The sequence below is a fragment of the Burkholderia sp. ZZQ-2 genome (genome assembly GCF_050768715.1).
GTDB classification, from domain to species: Bacteria; Pseudomonadota; Gammaproteobacteria; order Burkholderiales; family Burkholderiaceae; genus Burkholderia; species Burkholderia cepacia.
The window spans coordinates 25,254-40,606 of sequence record NZ_LDVA01000232.1; the positions used below are offsets into that span (position 1 = coordinate 25,254).

Genomic DNA, 15,353 nt, shown 5'->3' on the forward strand with positions numbered 1-15,353 from the left:
AGGCAGGCGAACGGGCGGGCGCAGGCGCGCGGATTGTCGTGAGACGTCGATATTATCCGGATCATGCGGCGCGCCTTGGTAAAATTGCGGACATAAGCGCGCGGCCGGCTTGCGCCCGCCCCCGCCCCCGATCCTCTTTTGCCGCCAAGGCGCCCCGTCATGAAACAGGACAGCCGTTTCCCGAATCTCTTCATCACCGATCACCCGCTGATCCAGCACAAGCTCACGCACATGCGCGACAAGGACACGTCCACCCGCACGTTCCGCGAGCTGCTGCGCGAAATCACGCTGCTGATGGGTTACGAGATCACCCGCAACCTGCCGATTACCACCAAGCGGGTCGAAACCCCGCTCGTCGAGGTCGACGCGCCGGTGATCGCGGGCAAGAAACTGGCGATCGTGCCGGTGCTGCGCGCGGGCATCGGGATGTCGGACGGCCTGCTCGATCTGGTGCCCTCCGCGCGTGTCGGCCATATCGGCGTGTACCGCGCCGACGACCATCGCCCGGTCGAATACCTGGTGCGCCTGCCGGATCTGGAAGACCGCATCTTCATCCTGTGCGACCCGATGGTCGCGACCGGCTACTCGGCCGTGCACGCGGTCGACGTGCTGAAACGCCGCAACGTGCCGGCCGCGAACATCATGTTCGTCGCACTGGTGGCCGCGCCCGAAGGCGTGCAGGTGTTCCAGGACGCGCACCCCGACGTGAAGCTGTTCGTCGCGTCGCTCGATTCGCACCTGAACGAGCACGCGTACATCGTGCCGGGCCTGGGCGACGCGGGCGACCGCCTGTTCGGCACCAAGAACTGAGCCCCGGCACGGCCGCGCGGCGCGCGGCCCGGCTCGCGGCGGCCCACCCGGCCGTTCGGCCATGCGCGGCGGCCCCGATCCGGCGGTCGCCGCGTGATAAAATCTCGATCCACTCGACACGCGCGGCCCCGCGGCTTCATGCCCGCCGACACGGCCGCCGACTCAACGACACATTGAAACAATCGCCCGCGCTGCGCGCCCGGGCACGGAGAAAGGTATGGCTGGTCATTCGAAATGGGCCAACATCAAGCATAAGAAGGCAGCGGCCGACGCGAAGCGCGGCAAGATCTGGACCCGCCTGATCAAGGAAATCCAGGTCGCGGCGCGCCTCGGCGGCGGCGACGTCAACTCGAACCCGCGCCTGCGTCTGGCGGTCGACAAGGCGGCCGACGCGAACATGCCGAAGGACAACGTCAAGCGCGCGATCGATCGCGGCGTCGGCGGCGCGGACGGCGCGAACTACGAGGAAATCCGTTACGAAGGCTACGGCATCAGCGGCGCGGCGATCATCGTCGACACGCTGACCGACAACCGCACCCGCACGGTCGCGGAAGTCCGCCACGCGTTCTCGAAGTTCGGCGGCAACATGGGCACCGACGGCTCGGTCGCGTTCATGTTCGATCACGTCGGCCAGTTCCTGTTCGCCCCCGGCACGTCGGAAGACGCGCTGATGGAAGCCGCGCTCGAAGCCGGCGCGAACGACGTGAACACGAACGACGACGGCTCGATCGAAGTGCTGTGCGACTGGCAGGCATTCTCGGCGGTGAAGGACGCGCTCGAAGCCGGCGGCTTCAAGGCCGAACTCGCCGAAGTGACGATGAAGCCGCAGAACGAAGTCGAATTCACCGGCGACGACGCAGCGAAGATGCAGAAGCTCCTGGACGCGCTCGAGAACCTCGACGACGTGCAGGACGTGTATACGAACGCCGTCATCGTCGAGGAATGAGATGCCGGCCGCCGCGCACCCTTTGCGGCGGCGGCCCGATCGAATCCGCGGCCGGCGCGCCTGAGCGTGCCGGCCGCCCTGTTTTCTAGTCTGCGGGGAATCCCATGAAACTACTCGTCGTCGGTTCCGGCGGCCGCGAACATGCGCTGGCGTGGAAGCTCGCGCAGTCGCCGCGCGTCCAGATGGTCTACGTCGCGCCCGGCAATGGCGGCACGGCACAGGACGAGCGTCTGAAGAACGTCGACATCACGGCGCTCGACGAACTCGCCGATTTCGCGGAAAGCGAAGGCGTCGCGTTCACGCTCGTCGGGCCGGAAGCGCCGCTCGCGGCCGGCATCGTCAACCTGTTCCGCGCACGCGGCCTGAAGGTCTTCGGCCCGACCCGCGAAGCCGCGCAGCTCGAGAGCTCGAAGGATTTCGCGAAGGCGTTCATGAAGCGCCACGGCATCCCGACCGCCGAGTACGAAACGTTCTCCGACGTGGCCGCCGCGCACGCGTACATCGACGCGAAGGGTGCGCCGATCGTCGTGAAGGCCGACGGCCTCGCGGCCGGCAAGGGTGTCGTCGTCGCGATGACGCTGGAAGAAGCGCATCAGGCCGTCGACATGATGCTGTCGGGCAACAAGCTGGGCGACGCCGGCGCGCGCGTCGTGATCGAGGAATTCCTCGACGGCGAGGAAGCCAGCTTCATCGTGATGGTCGACGGCAAGCACGCGCTGGCGCTGGCTTCCAGCCAGGACCACAAGCGCCTGCTCGACGAGGATCGCGGCCCGAACACCGGCGGCATGGGCGCGTATTCGCCCGCGCCGATCGTCACGCCGCAGATGCACGCACGCGTGATGCGCGAGATCATCATGCCGACCGTGCGCGGGATGGAGAAGGACGGCATCCGCTTCACGGGCTTCCTGTATGCGGGCCTGATGATCGACAAGGAAGGCAATCCGCGCACGCTCGAGTTCAACTGCCGGATGGGCGACCCGGAAACGCAGCCGATCATGGCGCGCCTGAAGAGCGATTTCTCGAAGGTCGTCGAGCAGGCGATCGCGGGCACGCTCGACACGGTCGAGCTCGACTGGGACCGCCGCACCGCGCTCGGCGTCGTGCTGGCCGCGCACGGTTATCCGGACGCGCCGCGCAAGGGCGACCGCATCAACGGGATCCCGGCCGAGACCGAACAGGCGGTCACGTTCCATGCGGGCACGACGCTCGACGGCGACAAGCTGACGACGTCCGGCGGCCGCGTGCTGTGCGTGGTCGGCCTCGCCGATTCGGTGCGCGAAGCGCAGCAGCATGCGTACGACACGATCAACCAGATCAATTTCGAAGGCATGCAGTACCGCCGCGACATCGGCTTCCGCGCGCTCAACCGCAAGAGCGCGTAACGTTGCAACCGCCGCCCCGCCCTCGCGCGGCGGCGGGTCCTCTGCCGGGGTTCGATAGAATGCCCGGCAGATGCCTTTTTTACGGCCCCCGCTTCGCACGGGGGCACCCAGTCCAGACATGACCGATTCGACCTACGACGTGACGCGCGTGCGCACGTACCTCCAGGGCCTGCAGACACGCATCGCCGACGCGCTCGGCGCGCTCGACGGCACGCCGCTCGCGACCGATGCGTGGCAGCGCGGGCCGCAAGAGCGCCTGCGCGGCGGCGGCTGCACGCGGATTCTCGAAGGCGGCCGCGTGTTCGAGCGCGCGGGGATCGGTTTTTCCGACGTCGCGGGCGACGCGCTGCCGCCGTCGGCGAGCGCCGCGCGTCCGCAGCTGGCCGGTCGCGGCTTCGAGGCGCTCGGCGTGTCGCTGGTGCTGCACCCGCGCAATCCGTACTGCCCGACCGTGCACATGAACGTGCGGATGCTGATCGCGACGAAACCCGGCGAGGCGCCGGTCTTCTGGTTCGGCGGCGGGATGGATCTGACACCGGTTTATCCGTTCGAGGACGACGCGCGGCATTTCCACCAGACCTGCAAGGACGCGCTCGATCCGTTCGGCGCCGAGCTCTATCCGCGTTTCAAGACGTGGTGCGACGAGTATTTCTTCCTGAAGCACCGCAACGAGACGCGCGGCGTCGGCGGGATCTTCTTCGACGATTTCTCCGAGCCCGGATTCGAACGCTCGTTTGAGATGATGCAAAGCGTCGGCGACGCGTTCCTGAACGCGTACCTGCCGATCGTCGAGCGTCGTGCCGCGCTGCCGTACGGCGAGCGCGAGCGCGACTTCCAGGCTTACCGGCGCGGCCGCTACGTCGAATTCAATCTCGTGTTCGACCGCGGCACGCTGTTCGGCCTGCAAAGCGGCGGCCGGACCGAATCGATCCTGATGTCGATGCCGCCGGTCGCGAACTGGCGCTACAACTGGCAGCCCGAGCCGGGCTCGCCGGAAGCGCGCCTGAGCGAGTTCCTCGTGCCGCGCGACTGGGTCTGAGCCCGCCGCGCCCCGCCGCCCCAAGAACAGGACACGTTTTTCTGGACACCATCGCCCGCCCCGCCCCGCTGCCGCGTCGTATCGGCCTGCTGGGCGGCACTTTCGACCCGATCCACGACGGCCATCTCGCGCTCGCGCGCCGGTTCGCCGGGCTGCTCGGCCTGACCGAACTCGTGCTGCTGCCCGCCGGGCAGCCGTACCAGAAGCGCGACGTGTCGGCCGCCGAGCATCGGCTCGCGATGACCCGCGCGGCCGCCGGCTCGCTGTCCCTGCCGGGCGTGACCGTGACCGTCGCCACCGACGAGATCGAGCACGCCGGCCCGACCTACACGGTCGAGACGCTCGCGCGCTGGCGCGCGCGGATCGGCCCGGACGCGTCGCTGTCGCTGCTGATCGGCGCCGACCAGCTCGTGCGCCTCGACACGTGGCGCGACTGGCGCACGCTGTTCGACTACGCGCACATCTGCGTGTCGACGCGCCCGGGCTTCGATCTCGGCGCGGCGCCGCCGGACGTCGCGCGGGAAATCGCCGCGCGGCAGGCCGGCGCCGACGTGCTGAAGGCCACGCCGGGCGGGCACCTGCTGATCGATACGACCCTTTCGTTCGACATCGCCGCGACCGACATCCGTGCACACCTGCGCGAATGCATCGCGCGCCATGCACAAATGCCCGACGCATCGGCCGAGCATGTGCCGGCCGCCGTATGGGCCTATATTCTTCAACATCGCCTCTACCATTCCTGAATCCATGGATATTCGCAAACTGCAGCGCGTGATCGTCGACGCCCTCGAAGACGTCAAGGCGCAAGACATCAAGGTGTTCAACACCAGCCACCTGACCGAACTGTTCGACCGCGTGGTGGTCGCTTCGGGCACCTCCAACCGCCAGACCAAGGCCCTCGCGTCGAGCGTGCGTGACAAGGTCAAGGAAGCCGGCGGCGACATCGTCAGCTCCGAAGGCGAAGACACCGGCGAATGGGTGCTCGTCGACTGCGGCGACGCGGTCGTGCACATCCTGCAGCCGGCCCTGCGCCAGTACTACAACCTCGAGGAAATCTGGGGCGACAAGCCCGTGCGGATGAAGCTCGGCGGCGGCAAGGGGAACGGCTTCGCCACGGCCAGCGAAGGCGACGAGGACGAGGAAGAAGCCGCGCCCGCACGCCCGGCGCGCAAGACGGCCGCCCGCCGCCGTTGAGCCCCGAGTCGTTACGCGTCTCCCGATGAAGCTTTTCATTCTTGCGGTCGGCCACAAGATGCCGGGCTGGATCGCGTCCGGCTTCGACGAATACACGAAGCGGATGCCGCCGGAACTGCGCATCGAGTTGCGCGAGATCAAGCCCGAACTGCGTTCGGGCGGCCGCAGCGCCGAGAGCGTGATGGCGGCCGAGCGGCAGAAGATCGAGGCCGCGTTGCCGAAGGGCGCGCGCCTCGTCGCGCTCGACGAGCGCGGCCGCGACTGGACCACGATGCAGCTCGCGCAGGCGCTGCCCGGCTGGCAGCAGGACGGCCGCGACGTCGCGTTCGTGATCGGCGGTGCCGACGGACTCGATCCGGAACTGAAAGCGCGTGCCGACGTGCTGCTGCGCATCTCGAGCATGACGCTGCCGCACGGGATGGTGCGCGTGCTGCTCGCCGAACAGCTTTACCGGGCGTGGAGCATCACGCAGAATCACCCCTACCACCGCGCATGACGTGTCGTCCTCGAGACGCGCGCCTCGCGCGCTCACCGAGATAACGACACCATGCCGTCCAGCACGTCCCCCGCACTTTTCCCGACCCTTTACCTCGCTTCACAAAGCCCGCGCCGCCAGGAGCTGCTGCAGCAGATCGGCGTACGCTTCGAGCTGCTGCTGCCGCGCCCCGACGAGGACGCCGAGGCGCTCGAGGCCGAACTGCCCGGCGAAGCCGCCGATGCCTACGTGCGGCGCGTGACCGTCGCCAAGGCCGAGGCCGCGCGTGCGCGCCTCGTCGCGAGCGGCAAGCCGGCCTCGCCGGTGCTGGTCGCCGATACGACCGTCACGATCGACGGCGCGATCCTCGGCAAGCCGGCCGACGCCGACGACGCGCTCGCGATGCTCACCCGCCTCGCGGGCCGCGAACACGAAGTGCTGACGGCCGTCGCCGTGATCGATGCCGACGGCCAACTGCTGCCGCCCGCGCTGTCGCGCTCGTCGGTGCGCTTCGCGGCCGCGTCGCGCGATGCGTATGCACGCTACGTCGAATCGGGCGAGCCGTTCGGCAAGGCCGGCGCGTACGCGATCCAGGGGCGCGCCGCCGAGTTCATCGAGCGAATCGACGGTTCCCATTCAGGTATCATGGGTCTGCCCCTTTTTGAGACCGCGGCGCTGTTGCGCGCCGCGCGTGTCGCCTTCTGAATCCCACCATGAACGAAGAAATCCTGATCAACCTCACGCCGCAGGAAACGCGGGTCGCACTCGTCCAGCAAGGCGCGGTGCAGGAGCTTCACGTCGAGCGCACGCTGTCGCGCGGGCGGGTCGGCAACATCTATCTCGGCAAGGTCGTGCGCGTGCTGCCCGGCATGCAGTCGGCATTCATCGACATCGGCCTCGAGCGCGCGGCGTTCCTGCACGTCGCCGACATCTGGCATCCGCGCCTCGCGGGCGAGCCGCAGTCGGGCACGCCGCACCAGCCGATCGAAAAGACCGTGTTCGAGGGCCAGACGCTGATGGTCCAGGTGATCAAGGATCCGATCGGCACGAAAGGCGCCCGGCTGTCGACGCAGGTCAGCATCGCGGGCCGCACGCTCGTCTACCTGCCGCAGGAGCCGCATATCGGCATCTCGCAGAAGATCGAGAGCGAGGCCGAGCGCGAAGCCGTGCGCGCACGGCTGACCGCCGTGATCCCGCCGGACGAGAAAGGCGGCTACATCGTGCGCACGATCGCCGAGGATGCGACCTCCGACGAACTCGCCGGCGACGTCACGTACCTGCGCAAGACGTGGGCGACGATCGTCGGGCAGGCGCAGCGGCTGCCGGCGACGAGCCTGCTGTACCAGGATCTCGATCTCGCGCAGCGCGTGCTGCGCGATTTCGCGAACGACGACACGACGCGCATCCAGGTCGATTCGCGCGAGACCTACCAGCGCCTCTCCGAATTCGCGGCCGAGTTCACGCCGGCCGTGAGCCCGAAGCTGCACCACTACACGGGCGAACGGCCGCTGTTCGACCTGTACAACATCGAGACGGAGATCCAGCGCGCACTGTCGCGCCGTGTCGACCTGAAGTCGGGCGGCTACCTGATGATCGACCAGACCGAGGCGATGACGACGATCGACGTGAACACGGGCGGTTACGTCGGTGCGCGCAACTTCGACGACACGATCTTCAAGACCAACCTCGAGGCCGCGCACACGATCGCGCGGCAACTGCGGCTGCGCAACCTCGGCGGGATCATCATCATCGACTTCATCGACATGGAAAACGCCGAGCATCGCGACGCGGTGCTGTCCGAGCTGAAGAAGGCGCTGTCGCGCGACCGCACGCGCGTGACGGTCAACGGCTTCTCGCAACTCGGGCTCGTCGAGATGACGCGCAAGCGCACGCGCGAATCGCTCGCGCACGTGCTGTGCGAACCGTGCCCGACCTGCCAGGGCAAGGGCCAGGTGAAAACGTCGCGTACCGTGTGCTACGACATCCTGCGCGAGATCCTGCGTGAGTCGCGGCAATTCAACCCGCGCGAATTCCGCGTGATCGCCGCGCAGCAGGTGATCGACCTGTTCCTCGATGAGGAATCGCAACATCTCGCGATGCTGATCGACTTCATCGGCAAGCCGGTGTCGCTGCAGGTGGAGTCGAATTTGAGCCAGGAGCAGTACGACATCGTGCTGATGTAACGGCCGTTCGAGTCCGGTTATTTCGTGTGAGCGGTTAACGTTGCGGCCGGTTCGATCGCATTGCTGTCCCAACGGCCGAGCCGCATCGCTTCCTCCAGCATGCCGAGCGTCAACGACACGCGCGGTGGTTTGCGATAACGCTCGGAAAACATCGCGAGAAACGTCGTCACCCTATCCTGTTCCTCCGGGCCGAAATAGCGGCCGCAGGGAAAATCGCCGGCCTGCACGCCAAACGTTTCGGCCCACTTGTCGATAAATTCGATTGCGTCGATTCCGGTCACATACAGATCCTCTTCGAGGCGTGACGACGGAGCGATCTTCAGTTCGCCGCCGAACAACGGGCGACCCAGTTCTTCGCGCGTGAATGCGGCCAGCTTTTCCCACGTATCGGTCGGCATTTCAGAACACCGGAAAAACAGGCCGCCCGCCTCGAAATCGATACGTCCAATGAACGCATTGCGATCGTCCGACATGCGACCCTCGTTGTCGTTCGAGTAGCCGCCGACCATAGCAAAGCCGAGGCAGCCCGCCGTCCCTGTATCATTCGGTCATGCGCGCGATGAGCCGCCGGGCCAAGCCGCATCACGAAACGCCCATCGCGTCAATGTTCACGAATGGTTTCACGATCGCCTCCGCGATGACACGCGATCGAGACGGCGCCATGCGTCATCCTTTCGCTGCCGCCTCCGGCCGCACGATCCATTCCCCTCTCATTCACTCACCACACACCATGAGCCAAGGCCACAACCGCCGCCAGCGCAAGAAACTCCACATCGGCGAATTCCAGGAACTCGCGTTCAACGCAACCGCCCACTACCGCAACGAACTGACCGACCTCGAACGCGGCCAGCTGATCGACGCGTTCATCGACTTCGTCGAAGCGAACGGTCTGCTGACCGTCGCGTCGGCGGACGAAGGCATCGGCGCGTACGTGATCTCCGGCGCACCGCGCGGCACGACGACCGACGCCGATCGCGAACTCGTGCGCGGTTGGCTCGCCGCCCGTCCGGAACTGACCGACGTGCAGGTCAGCGAATTCTCCGACGCGTGGTACCCGGAAGCCTGACGCCCGGTTTCCCCCTGCTTTCATGCAGCGCCCGAGCCTGCCCGCCATGACGGCGGCAGGCCGGGCCGGCACCCATGCGCACGGCCCCTCGACCGGTCGCTTCCCCGTCGCCCCACCGCGACGCGACCGCCGCCGATCCCTACCTTTTCCCGACAGTCCGCCTCCAGCAAGCCGTCGAAATCGGCCCTGAAAGGAAGACACGTTAAAATCTCCCCTCGCGTGGTGCGCCGCCCGCACCCGCCATCCATCGCCAGCCGCGTGCCCTCGGGCCGCCCCCGACCCATGGAGTGAGTGTCAATGAGCGGCGGACTTCCGTTTCCCGCATCCCGCAAGTCGTTGCCGTCCTCGACGGTCTTCCTGATTCTCGCCGCCGCCGCGCTGCTGTCCGGCTGCGGGCTGCTGCCGGTCCAGAATCCGCCCGCGCCGATCAGCGAGGCGCTCGTCGAGCCCATCCAGGAAACCGCCGGCGAACCGCTGACGATGCCGCCCGTGCCGGCGCCGACGCAGCCGGAAGGGCCGGAAGCGCCGAAAAAGCCGCACCGCGAAGTCACGCGGCCGAAGCCCGTGCAGCGCCCCGAATCGCCGACTCCGCCGCCGCCTCCGCCCGCGCCGATCGTCGCGACGCGCCCGCTCGACCGCACGCAGATCCATGCGCTGCTCGACAGCGAAGTCGCGCGCCGCAACGGCAAGGTGATCGGCCGCGCGGTCGACATGGTGACCGACGCGAGCGGCAAGCCGCGCGAGATGGTCGTCAACCTGCAGGGCTTCATGGGCGTCGGCGACCGCAAGGTCATCTTCCCGTGGAACGTGTTCCGCTTCACGCCGGGCGGCAAACAGGAGCCGATCGTGCTCGACGTGCCGTCGGGCGACCTGCCGCCGGCCGCGCGGCCCAAGGCCGTGCCGCTGTCGGGTTCGGCCGCGGCCTCGCCCGCGACGCGCCTGCCATTGCTCGACAGCGACGTCGAGCGCCCGAACGGCACGAAGATCGGCCGCATCGTCGACGTGCTGATCGACCGCGCGTCGCAGCCGCAGGCTGTCGTGCTCGACCTCGGCGGGCTCGTCAATACCGACCGCCGTTCGATCGCCGCGAGCTGGGGCGCGCTGCGCTTCGTCACGCGCGACAAGGCGCTGCGTCCGCAGCTCGACCTGAACGACGCACAGATCAAGGCGTCGCCGCCCTACGCGGCCGACAAGCCGATCGTCGCGGTCTACCCGCCCGTTGCCCCGGCACCGGCTTCGTCTGCGAGTGCGACCCGATGACGATCAAGCATTCCGTCAGCGTACGCAGTCTCCGGTCCCTCGACTGGCTCAACTTCTTCGTTGCAAACGTTCAAACAGGGTTCGGTCCGTTCATCGCGTCCTACCTCGCGTCGCACAAGTGGACGCAGGGCGAGATCGGCATGGTGCTGTCGATCGGCACGATCAGCGCGATGGTCAGCCAGGTGCCGGGCGGCGCGGCCGTCGATGCGCTGAAGAACAAGAAAGGCGCGGCCGCGTGGGCGATCGCGGCCATCATCCTGTCCGCGGTGCTGCTCGCGTCGAGCCCGACGATCGTGCCGGTGATCGCCGCCGAGGTGTTCCACGGTTTCGCGAGCTGCATGCTCGTGCCGGCGATGGCCGCGATCTCGTTCTCGCTCGTCGGCCGCGCCGACCTCGGCGACCGGCTCGGCCGCAATGCGCGCTGGGCATCGATCGGCAGCGCGGTCGCGGCGGGCCTGATGGGGCTCACAGGCGAATACTTCTCCGCGCGTGCGGTGTTCTGGCTGACCGCCGTGCTGGCATTGCCCGCGCTGTTCGCACTCGCGATGATCCAGCCGACCCACGAAGTGATCCCGCAATCGTCGAAGCCCGACGACCACGACGAAGCCGGCGAACGCGAGACACTGCTCGAACTGCTGCGCGACCGCCGGATGCTGATCTTCGCGGCGTGCGTCGTGCTGTTCCACCTGTCGAACGCGGCGATGCTGAACCTCGCGGCCGGTGAGGTCACGGCCGGGATGGGCGAGAACGTGCAGCTCGTGATCGCCGCGTGCATCATCGTGCCGCAGGCGATCGTCGCGATGCTGTCGCCGTGGGTCGGCCGCTCCGCGCAGCGCTGGGGGCGCCGGCCGATCCTGCTGCTCGGCTTCTCCGCGCTGCCGGTGCGCGCGCTGTTGTTCGCGGGCGTGAGCAGCCCGTACCTGCTGGTGCCGGTGCAGATGCTCGACGGCATCAGCGCCGCCGTGTTCGGTGTGATGCTGCCGCTGATCGCGGCCGACGTCGCGGGCGGCAAGGGCCGCTACAACCTGTGCATCGGGCTGTTCGGGCTCGCGGCCGGGATCGGCGCGACGCTCAGCACCGCGGCTGCCGGCTACGTCGCCGATCATTTCGGGAATGCCGTCAGCTTCTTCGGGCTCGCGGGCGCCGGTGCGCTGGCCGTGCTGCTGGTCTGGCTCGTGATGCCCGAAACGCGCGTCGAGAACGGCGACGCGGCAGCCGACGAACCGGCCGCCGCGTCGCCCGAACAGGCGCACTGACGCCCGCGCGCCGCCGCTACCCGCTTCCAGGTCAACGCATGATGGATACGATCAGGACACTCAACGAAGCCCGCCAGCAGATCCAGCAGTCGATCTTCGATCTGTTCAAGGGGCTGTCATTCAGCGAACGGCTCGCGCAAGGCGGGCTGATGGCGCTGCAGGCCGTGTGCAGTGCATGCCTCGCCTACGTGATCGGCCGCGCGATGCATACCGAGCAGGCCGTGTGGGCGGCGATCACCGCGATCGCCGTCACGCAGCACAACTACTCGGACACGATGTCGCTGTCGCGCGACCAGTTCATCGGCGCGATGGTCGGCGGTGTGCTCGGCTTCGCCGGCGCGGCACTCGGCGGCGACCGCCTCGTCGCGTATGCGATTACCGTCGCGGTCGTGATCGTCTGCTGCTGGTGCCTGAACGTCGGCAGCGCGGCACGGCTCGGCGGCGTAACCGCGACGATCGTGCTGCTGTTTCCGGGCAACGGCCCGCTGTGGGACGTTCCGCTGATGCGGCTCGGTGAAGTGACGCTCGGCACCGTGTGTGCGCTGGGCGTGTGCTGGGTGATGTCGAGAATCGAGCGCCGCTGGTTCCGCCACGCAGCGGCAAAGTGACGCGGCTGCCCGGCGCGCATCGCGGCATCGCGATACGCGCCGGGCGAGCGGCAAGGTCAGCCGCCGATCCGCAGCACGATGCCGGAACCGATCTGCACCAGCAGGTGATCCCCGCCGACGCCGACCCATTGATAGCCGCGCGGCGGCGGGCTCAGGTGATAGCCGCGCCAGTCGTCGATCACGTACTGGCGATCGCGGAACTCGGGGGGAAGCCGGTCGCCCTTGTGCCACTCGCGGCGCGGCTGGTCGGCCCAGCGCGGCGGCACGTCGTCATCATGACGCATCTGGCCGGGCGGCATGTGTTTCGGGCCGTGGCCGTGCTGCATGCCGTGGCCGCCCTGATCGTGGTGGTTGTCGTGGTCCTGCGCCATCGCGGCCGGTGCGGCGAAACCCGCCGCGATCACCGCGGCCAGCATCATCCCGTGCATCTTCTTCATCGTGCGTTCCCTCCGTGTCGTCACGTCGAACGAAACCACTCGAACTGCCCGATGAAGACTAGCACACGGTATCGCGCGGCTACGTAACCGCGCGTTACGCCGCCTGCTGCTGGTACTGGATCCGGTGCAGGTGCGCGTAGAGGCCGCCGTGGCGCAGCAATTCGTCGTGGCTGCCCTCTTCGACGATCTTGCCGGCCTCGAGCACGAGGATGCGGTCCGCGCGCTCGATCGTCGACAGCCGGTGCGCGATCACGAGCGTCGTGCGGCCTTCCATCAGCCGTTCGAGCGCGGCCTGCACGTGGCGCTCCGATTCCGAGTCGAGCGCCGAGGTCGCTTCGTCGAGAATCAGGATCGGCGCGTCCTTGTAGATCGCACGCGCGATCGCGAGCCGCTGGCGCTGGCCGCCGGACAGCCGCATCCCGTTGCCGCCGACGAGCGTGTCGAGCCCGTCGGGCATCGCGGCGACCGCATCGGCAAGGTTCGCGGCCTCGAGCGCGGCCTGCACGCGCGCGCGGTCGGGCGTCTGCCCGTACGCGACGTTCGCGGCGATCGTGTCGTTGAACAGCACGACGTCCTGGCTGACCATCGCCATCTGGCCGCGCAGCGCGTGGAGGTCGTAGTCGGCCACCGGCACGCCGTCGACCAGGATCGCGCCGTCGGTCGGGTCGAAGAAGCGCGGCAGCAGGTTCACGAGCGTCGTCTTGCCGCTGCCGGACGGCCCCGCGAGCGCAATCATTTCACCCGGCGCGACCTTGAACGAGATGCGGTCGAGCGTCGGCCGCTCGGTCGCGCCGTAGTCGAACGACACGTTGCGGAACTCGATCTCGCCGCGCGCATGCGGCAACAGCCGGCCGCCGCCCTGCGGCTCGGCCGGCTCGTCGATCAGCCCGAAGATCAGCTCGGCGGCCGTCATCCCGCGCTGCAGCGGCTGGTTGACGTCGATCAGGTGCTTGAGCGGCGAGATCACCAGCAGCATCGACGTGACGAACGCGACGAAGCCGCCGACCGTCGTCTGGTCGTTCGACGACTGCACGACCGCGATCGTGATCACGACCGCGAGCGCGATCGACGCGAGGAACTGCGTGAGCGGCTGAGCGAGGCCGCCGGAAACCGTCATGCGCATCGCGTAGCCGCGCAGGCGCTTGCTCATCTGCGTGAAGCGGTCGATCTCGTACGCTTCGCCGTTGTGCACCTTGACGACCTTGTAGCCGCCGACCGTCTCCTCGACGATGTACGACAGCTCGTTGGTCAGCGTCTGGTGCTCGCGGTTCAGGCGGCGCAGGCGGCGGTTGATCTTGCTGACGAGCCAGCCGATGCCCGGCAGGATCACCGCGACGATCAGCGTGAGCCGCCAGTTCAGGTAGAACAGGTAGCCGAGCAGGAAGACCACCGTCAGCGAATCGCGCACCAGCGTGACCATCACGCCCGTCAGCACCGACAGGATCTGGTTGACCTCGAACACGATCGCGTTGATCACCGTGCTCGCGGTTTCGCGCTGGAAGAACGACGCGCCGGTATGGATCATCCGCTGGAACATCTCGAGCCGCAGTTGCAGCAGGATGCGGTTCGATACGTAGTTGAGCAGGTAATTCGACGTGTACTGGGACACGCCGCGCACGAGCGCGAGGCCGATCACCGCGATCGGCACGTACCATTTCGCACGGTCGCTGCCGTGCGCGCCGAAGCCGTGGTCGAGGAGCGGCTTGAGCAGCGCCGGGATACCGGCCTCGGTGGCCGCGACGACGCCCATCGTCATCACGGCGAGCACCACGATGCCGATCAGCGGCCGGATGTACGGCCACAGGCGCTTGAGGACCGTCACGGGCGAGGTGCCCGTGCCGTCCATCGGTTTGCGAAGAGTGTTCTGGGTTTCCAAGGCAATCCTTCTTGAGCCGCGAAGCGGCGCCCGGGCATGGCCGCCCGGGAGGTCGCCCCTGTCGGGCGGGTGCCGAAAAGGGCTCAACATTATAGCCGCACCGCCCCGGCGGGCACGGTCATGGCCGACACGGGGCCGACGCAGGGCCGACGCGGCCGGCGGCCGGCCCGCGGGTATACTGCCGCTCACCGTTTTCTCCGCCTTTCCGACGATTTCATGGCTGAACCCTCCCTCGGCGTCGCCCTCATCGCCCTCAACGCGTCCGCGCGACTTGCGCAGTGCCTTGCCGCGCTGTCGTTCGCCGACGACGTCGTCGTCATCGACGGCGGCAGCACCGACGATACCGTCGCGATCGCGCAGGCGCACGGCGCGCGCGTGATCGTCGAGCGCGACTGGCCGGGCTTCGGCCCGCAGAAGAACCGCGCGCTCGACGCGCTCGACACCGACTGGATCCTGTCCCTCGATACCGACGAAGTCGTCACGCCTGAACTCGCGCAGTCGATCCGAGACACGATCCGCACACCGAGCGCGCAGGTCTATGCGGTCGACCGGCTGTCGAGCTTCTGCGGCCAGTGGATCCATCACAGCGGCTGGTATCCGGACTGGGTGCCACGCCTGTTCCGGCGCGGCTGCGCGCGCTTCTCGGACGATCTCGTGCACGAGCGCCTCGTGTTCGATGGCGCGGCGCAGCGCCTGTCCGGCAAGCTGATGCACTACTCGTACGAGGATTTCGAAACCGTCGTGCGCAAGCTCGACGCGTATTCGACGGCCGGCGCGCGCCAGCGCCGCGCGGCCGGCCAGCGCGGCGGCTTCGGCAAGGC

General features: G+C 68.0%; 17 protein-coding genes. 14 read left to right on the forward strand and 3 right to left on the reverse strand.

Features of this window, described 5'->3' with window-relative positions; genetic code table 11:
- Positions 1-159: 159 nt before the first annotated feature.
- The 9 genes from upp (at position 160) to rng (ending at position 8,029) form a co-directional block, all read left to right on the forward strand.
- Entirely contained in the window at positions 160-810 is a 651-nt protein-coding gene (upp, locus tag ABY44_RS15590; RefSeq protein WP_011352740.1) for a uracil phosphoribosyltransferase, read from the forward strand.
- A gap of 217 nt (positions 811-1,027) precedes the next feature.
- Positions 1,028-1,756, forward strand: coding sequence for a YebC/PmpR family DNA-binding transcriptional regulator (locus tag ABY44_RS15595; protein ID WP_011352741.1), 729 nt, complete (start codon positions 1,028-1,030; stop codon positions 1,754-1,756).
- 104 nt (positions 1,757-1,860) lie between these two features.
- Entirely contained in the window at positions 1,861-3,138 is a 1,278-nt protein-coding gene (gene purD / locus ABY44_RS15600; RefSeq protein ID WP_021161100.1) for a phosphoribosylamine--glycine ligase, read from the forward strand.
- Positions 3,139-3,256: 118 nt separating this feature from the next.
- Complete coding sequence (gene hemF, locus ABY44_RS15605; RefSeq protein ID WP_059697952.1) at positions 3,257-4,177, forward strand: oxygen-dependent coproporphyrinogen oxidase; 921 nt, start codon at positions 3,257-3,259, stop codon at positions 4,175-4,177.
- Between the two features lie 41 nt (positions 4,178-4,218).
- The gene (locus tag ABY44_RS15610) at positions 4,219-4,920 is read left to right on the forward strand and encodes a nicotinate-nucleotide adenylyltransferase (RefSeq protein ID WP_060193461.1); all 702 of its coding nucleotides are present in this window, start codon (positions 4,219-4,221) and stop codon (positions 4,918-4,920) included.
- Between the two features lie 4 nt (positions 4,921-4,924).
- Positions 4,925-5,371, forward strand: a complete 447-nt coding sequence (gene rsfS / locus ABY44_RS15615) for a ribosome silencing factor (RefSeq protein ID WP_027786832.1) — start codon at positions 4,925-4,927, stop codon at positions 5,369-5,371.
- 25 nt (positions 5,372-5,396) lie between these two features.
- The gene (gene rlmH, locus ABY44_RS15620) at positions 5,397-5,867 is read left to right on the forward strand and encodes a 23S rRNA (pseudouridine(1915)-N(3))-methyltransferase RlmH (RefSeq protein WP_006484265.1); all 471 of its coding nucleotides are present in this window, start codon (positions 5,397-5,399) and stop codon (positions 5,865-5,867) included.
- 51 nt (positions 5,868-5,918) lie between these two features.
- Complete coding sequence (locus ABY44_RS15625) at positions 5,919-6,551, forward strand: Maf family protein (RefSeq protein WP_027786831.1); 633 nt, start codon at positions 5,919-5,921, stop codon at positions 6,549-6,551.
- A gap of 8 nt (positions 6,552-6,559) precedes the next feature.
- Entirely contained in the window at positions 6,560-8,029 is a 1,470-nt protein-coding gene (rng, locus tag ABY44_RS15630) for a ribonuclease G (protein WP_021161094.1), read from the forward strand.
- Between the two features lie 17 nt (positions 8,030-8,046).
- On the opposite strand, the gene ABY44_RS15635 is transcribed toward rng, so the two are convergent.
- Entirely contained in the window at positions 8,047-8,427 is a 381-nt protein-coding gene (locus ABY44_RS15635) for a DUF1493 family protein (protein WP_060172976.1), read from the reverse strand.
- A gap of 332 nt (positions 8,428-8,759) precedes the next feature.
- Between ABY44_RS15635 and ABY44_RS15640 the strand changes: the two genes are divergently transcribed.
- The 4 genes from ABY44_RS15640 to ABY44_RS15655 all read left to right on the forward strand — a co-directional run bounded on the left by ABY44_RS15640 (position 8,760) and on the right by ABY44_RS15655 (position 12,219).
- Positions 8,760-9,095, forward strand: coding sequence for a YggL family protein (locus tag ABY44_RS15640; protein WP_027786829.1), 336 nt, complete (start codon positions 8,760-8,762; stop codon positions 9,093-9,095).
- A gap of 297 nt (positions 9,096-9,392) precedes the next feature.
- Positions 9,393-10,355 (forward strand): PRC-barrel domain-containing protein, encoded by a 963-nt coding sequence (locus tag ABY44_RS15645; protein WP_027786828.1) that lies wholly within the window; start codon positions 9,393-9,395, stop codon positions 10,353-10,355.
- Positions 10,352-11,611, forward strand: coding sequence for an MFS transporter (locus tag ABY44_RS15650; RefSeq protein WP_027786827.1), 1,260 nt, complete (start codon positions 10,352-10,354; stop codon positions 11,609-11,611). Before ABY44_RS15645 ends, ABY44_RS15650 begins: the two co-directional genes overlap by 4 nt.
- Before the next feature lie 41 nt (positions 11,612-11,652).
- Complete coding sequence (locus ABY44_RS15655; protein WP_027786826.1) at positions 11,653-12,219, forward strand: FUSC family protein; 567 nt, start codon at positions 11,653-11,655, stop codon at positions 12,217-12,219.
- A 56-nt stretch (positions 12,220-12,275) separates the two neighbouring features.
- Here the strand turns inward: ABY44_RS15655 and ABY44_RS15660 are convergent, their stop codons facing one another.
- Positions 12,276-12,656, reverse strand: a complete 381-nt coding sequence (locus ABY44_RS15660) for an RcnB family protein (RefSeq protein ID WP_060172962.1) — start codon at positions 12,654-12,656, stop codon at positions 12,276-12,278.
- A gap of 94 nt (positions 12,657-12,750) precedes the next feature.
- On the reverse strand, positions 12,751-14,502 hold the full coding sequence (gene msbA / locus ABY44_RS15665) for a lipid A export permease/ATP-binding protein MsbA (RefSeq protein WP_060172961.1): 1,752 nt from the start codon (positions 14,500-14,502) through the stop codon (positions 12,751-12,753).
- A gap of 246 nt (positions 14,503-14,748) precedes the next feature.
- On the opposite strand from msbA, the gene ABY44_RS15670 reads away from it, so the two are divergent.
- Positions 14,749-15,353 (forward strand): glycosyltransferase family 2 protein (locus ABY44_RS15670; protein ID WP_431641386.1); only part of this gene is annotated, 605 nt, incomplete at its 3' end.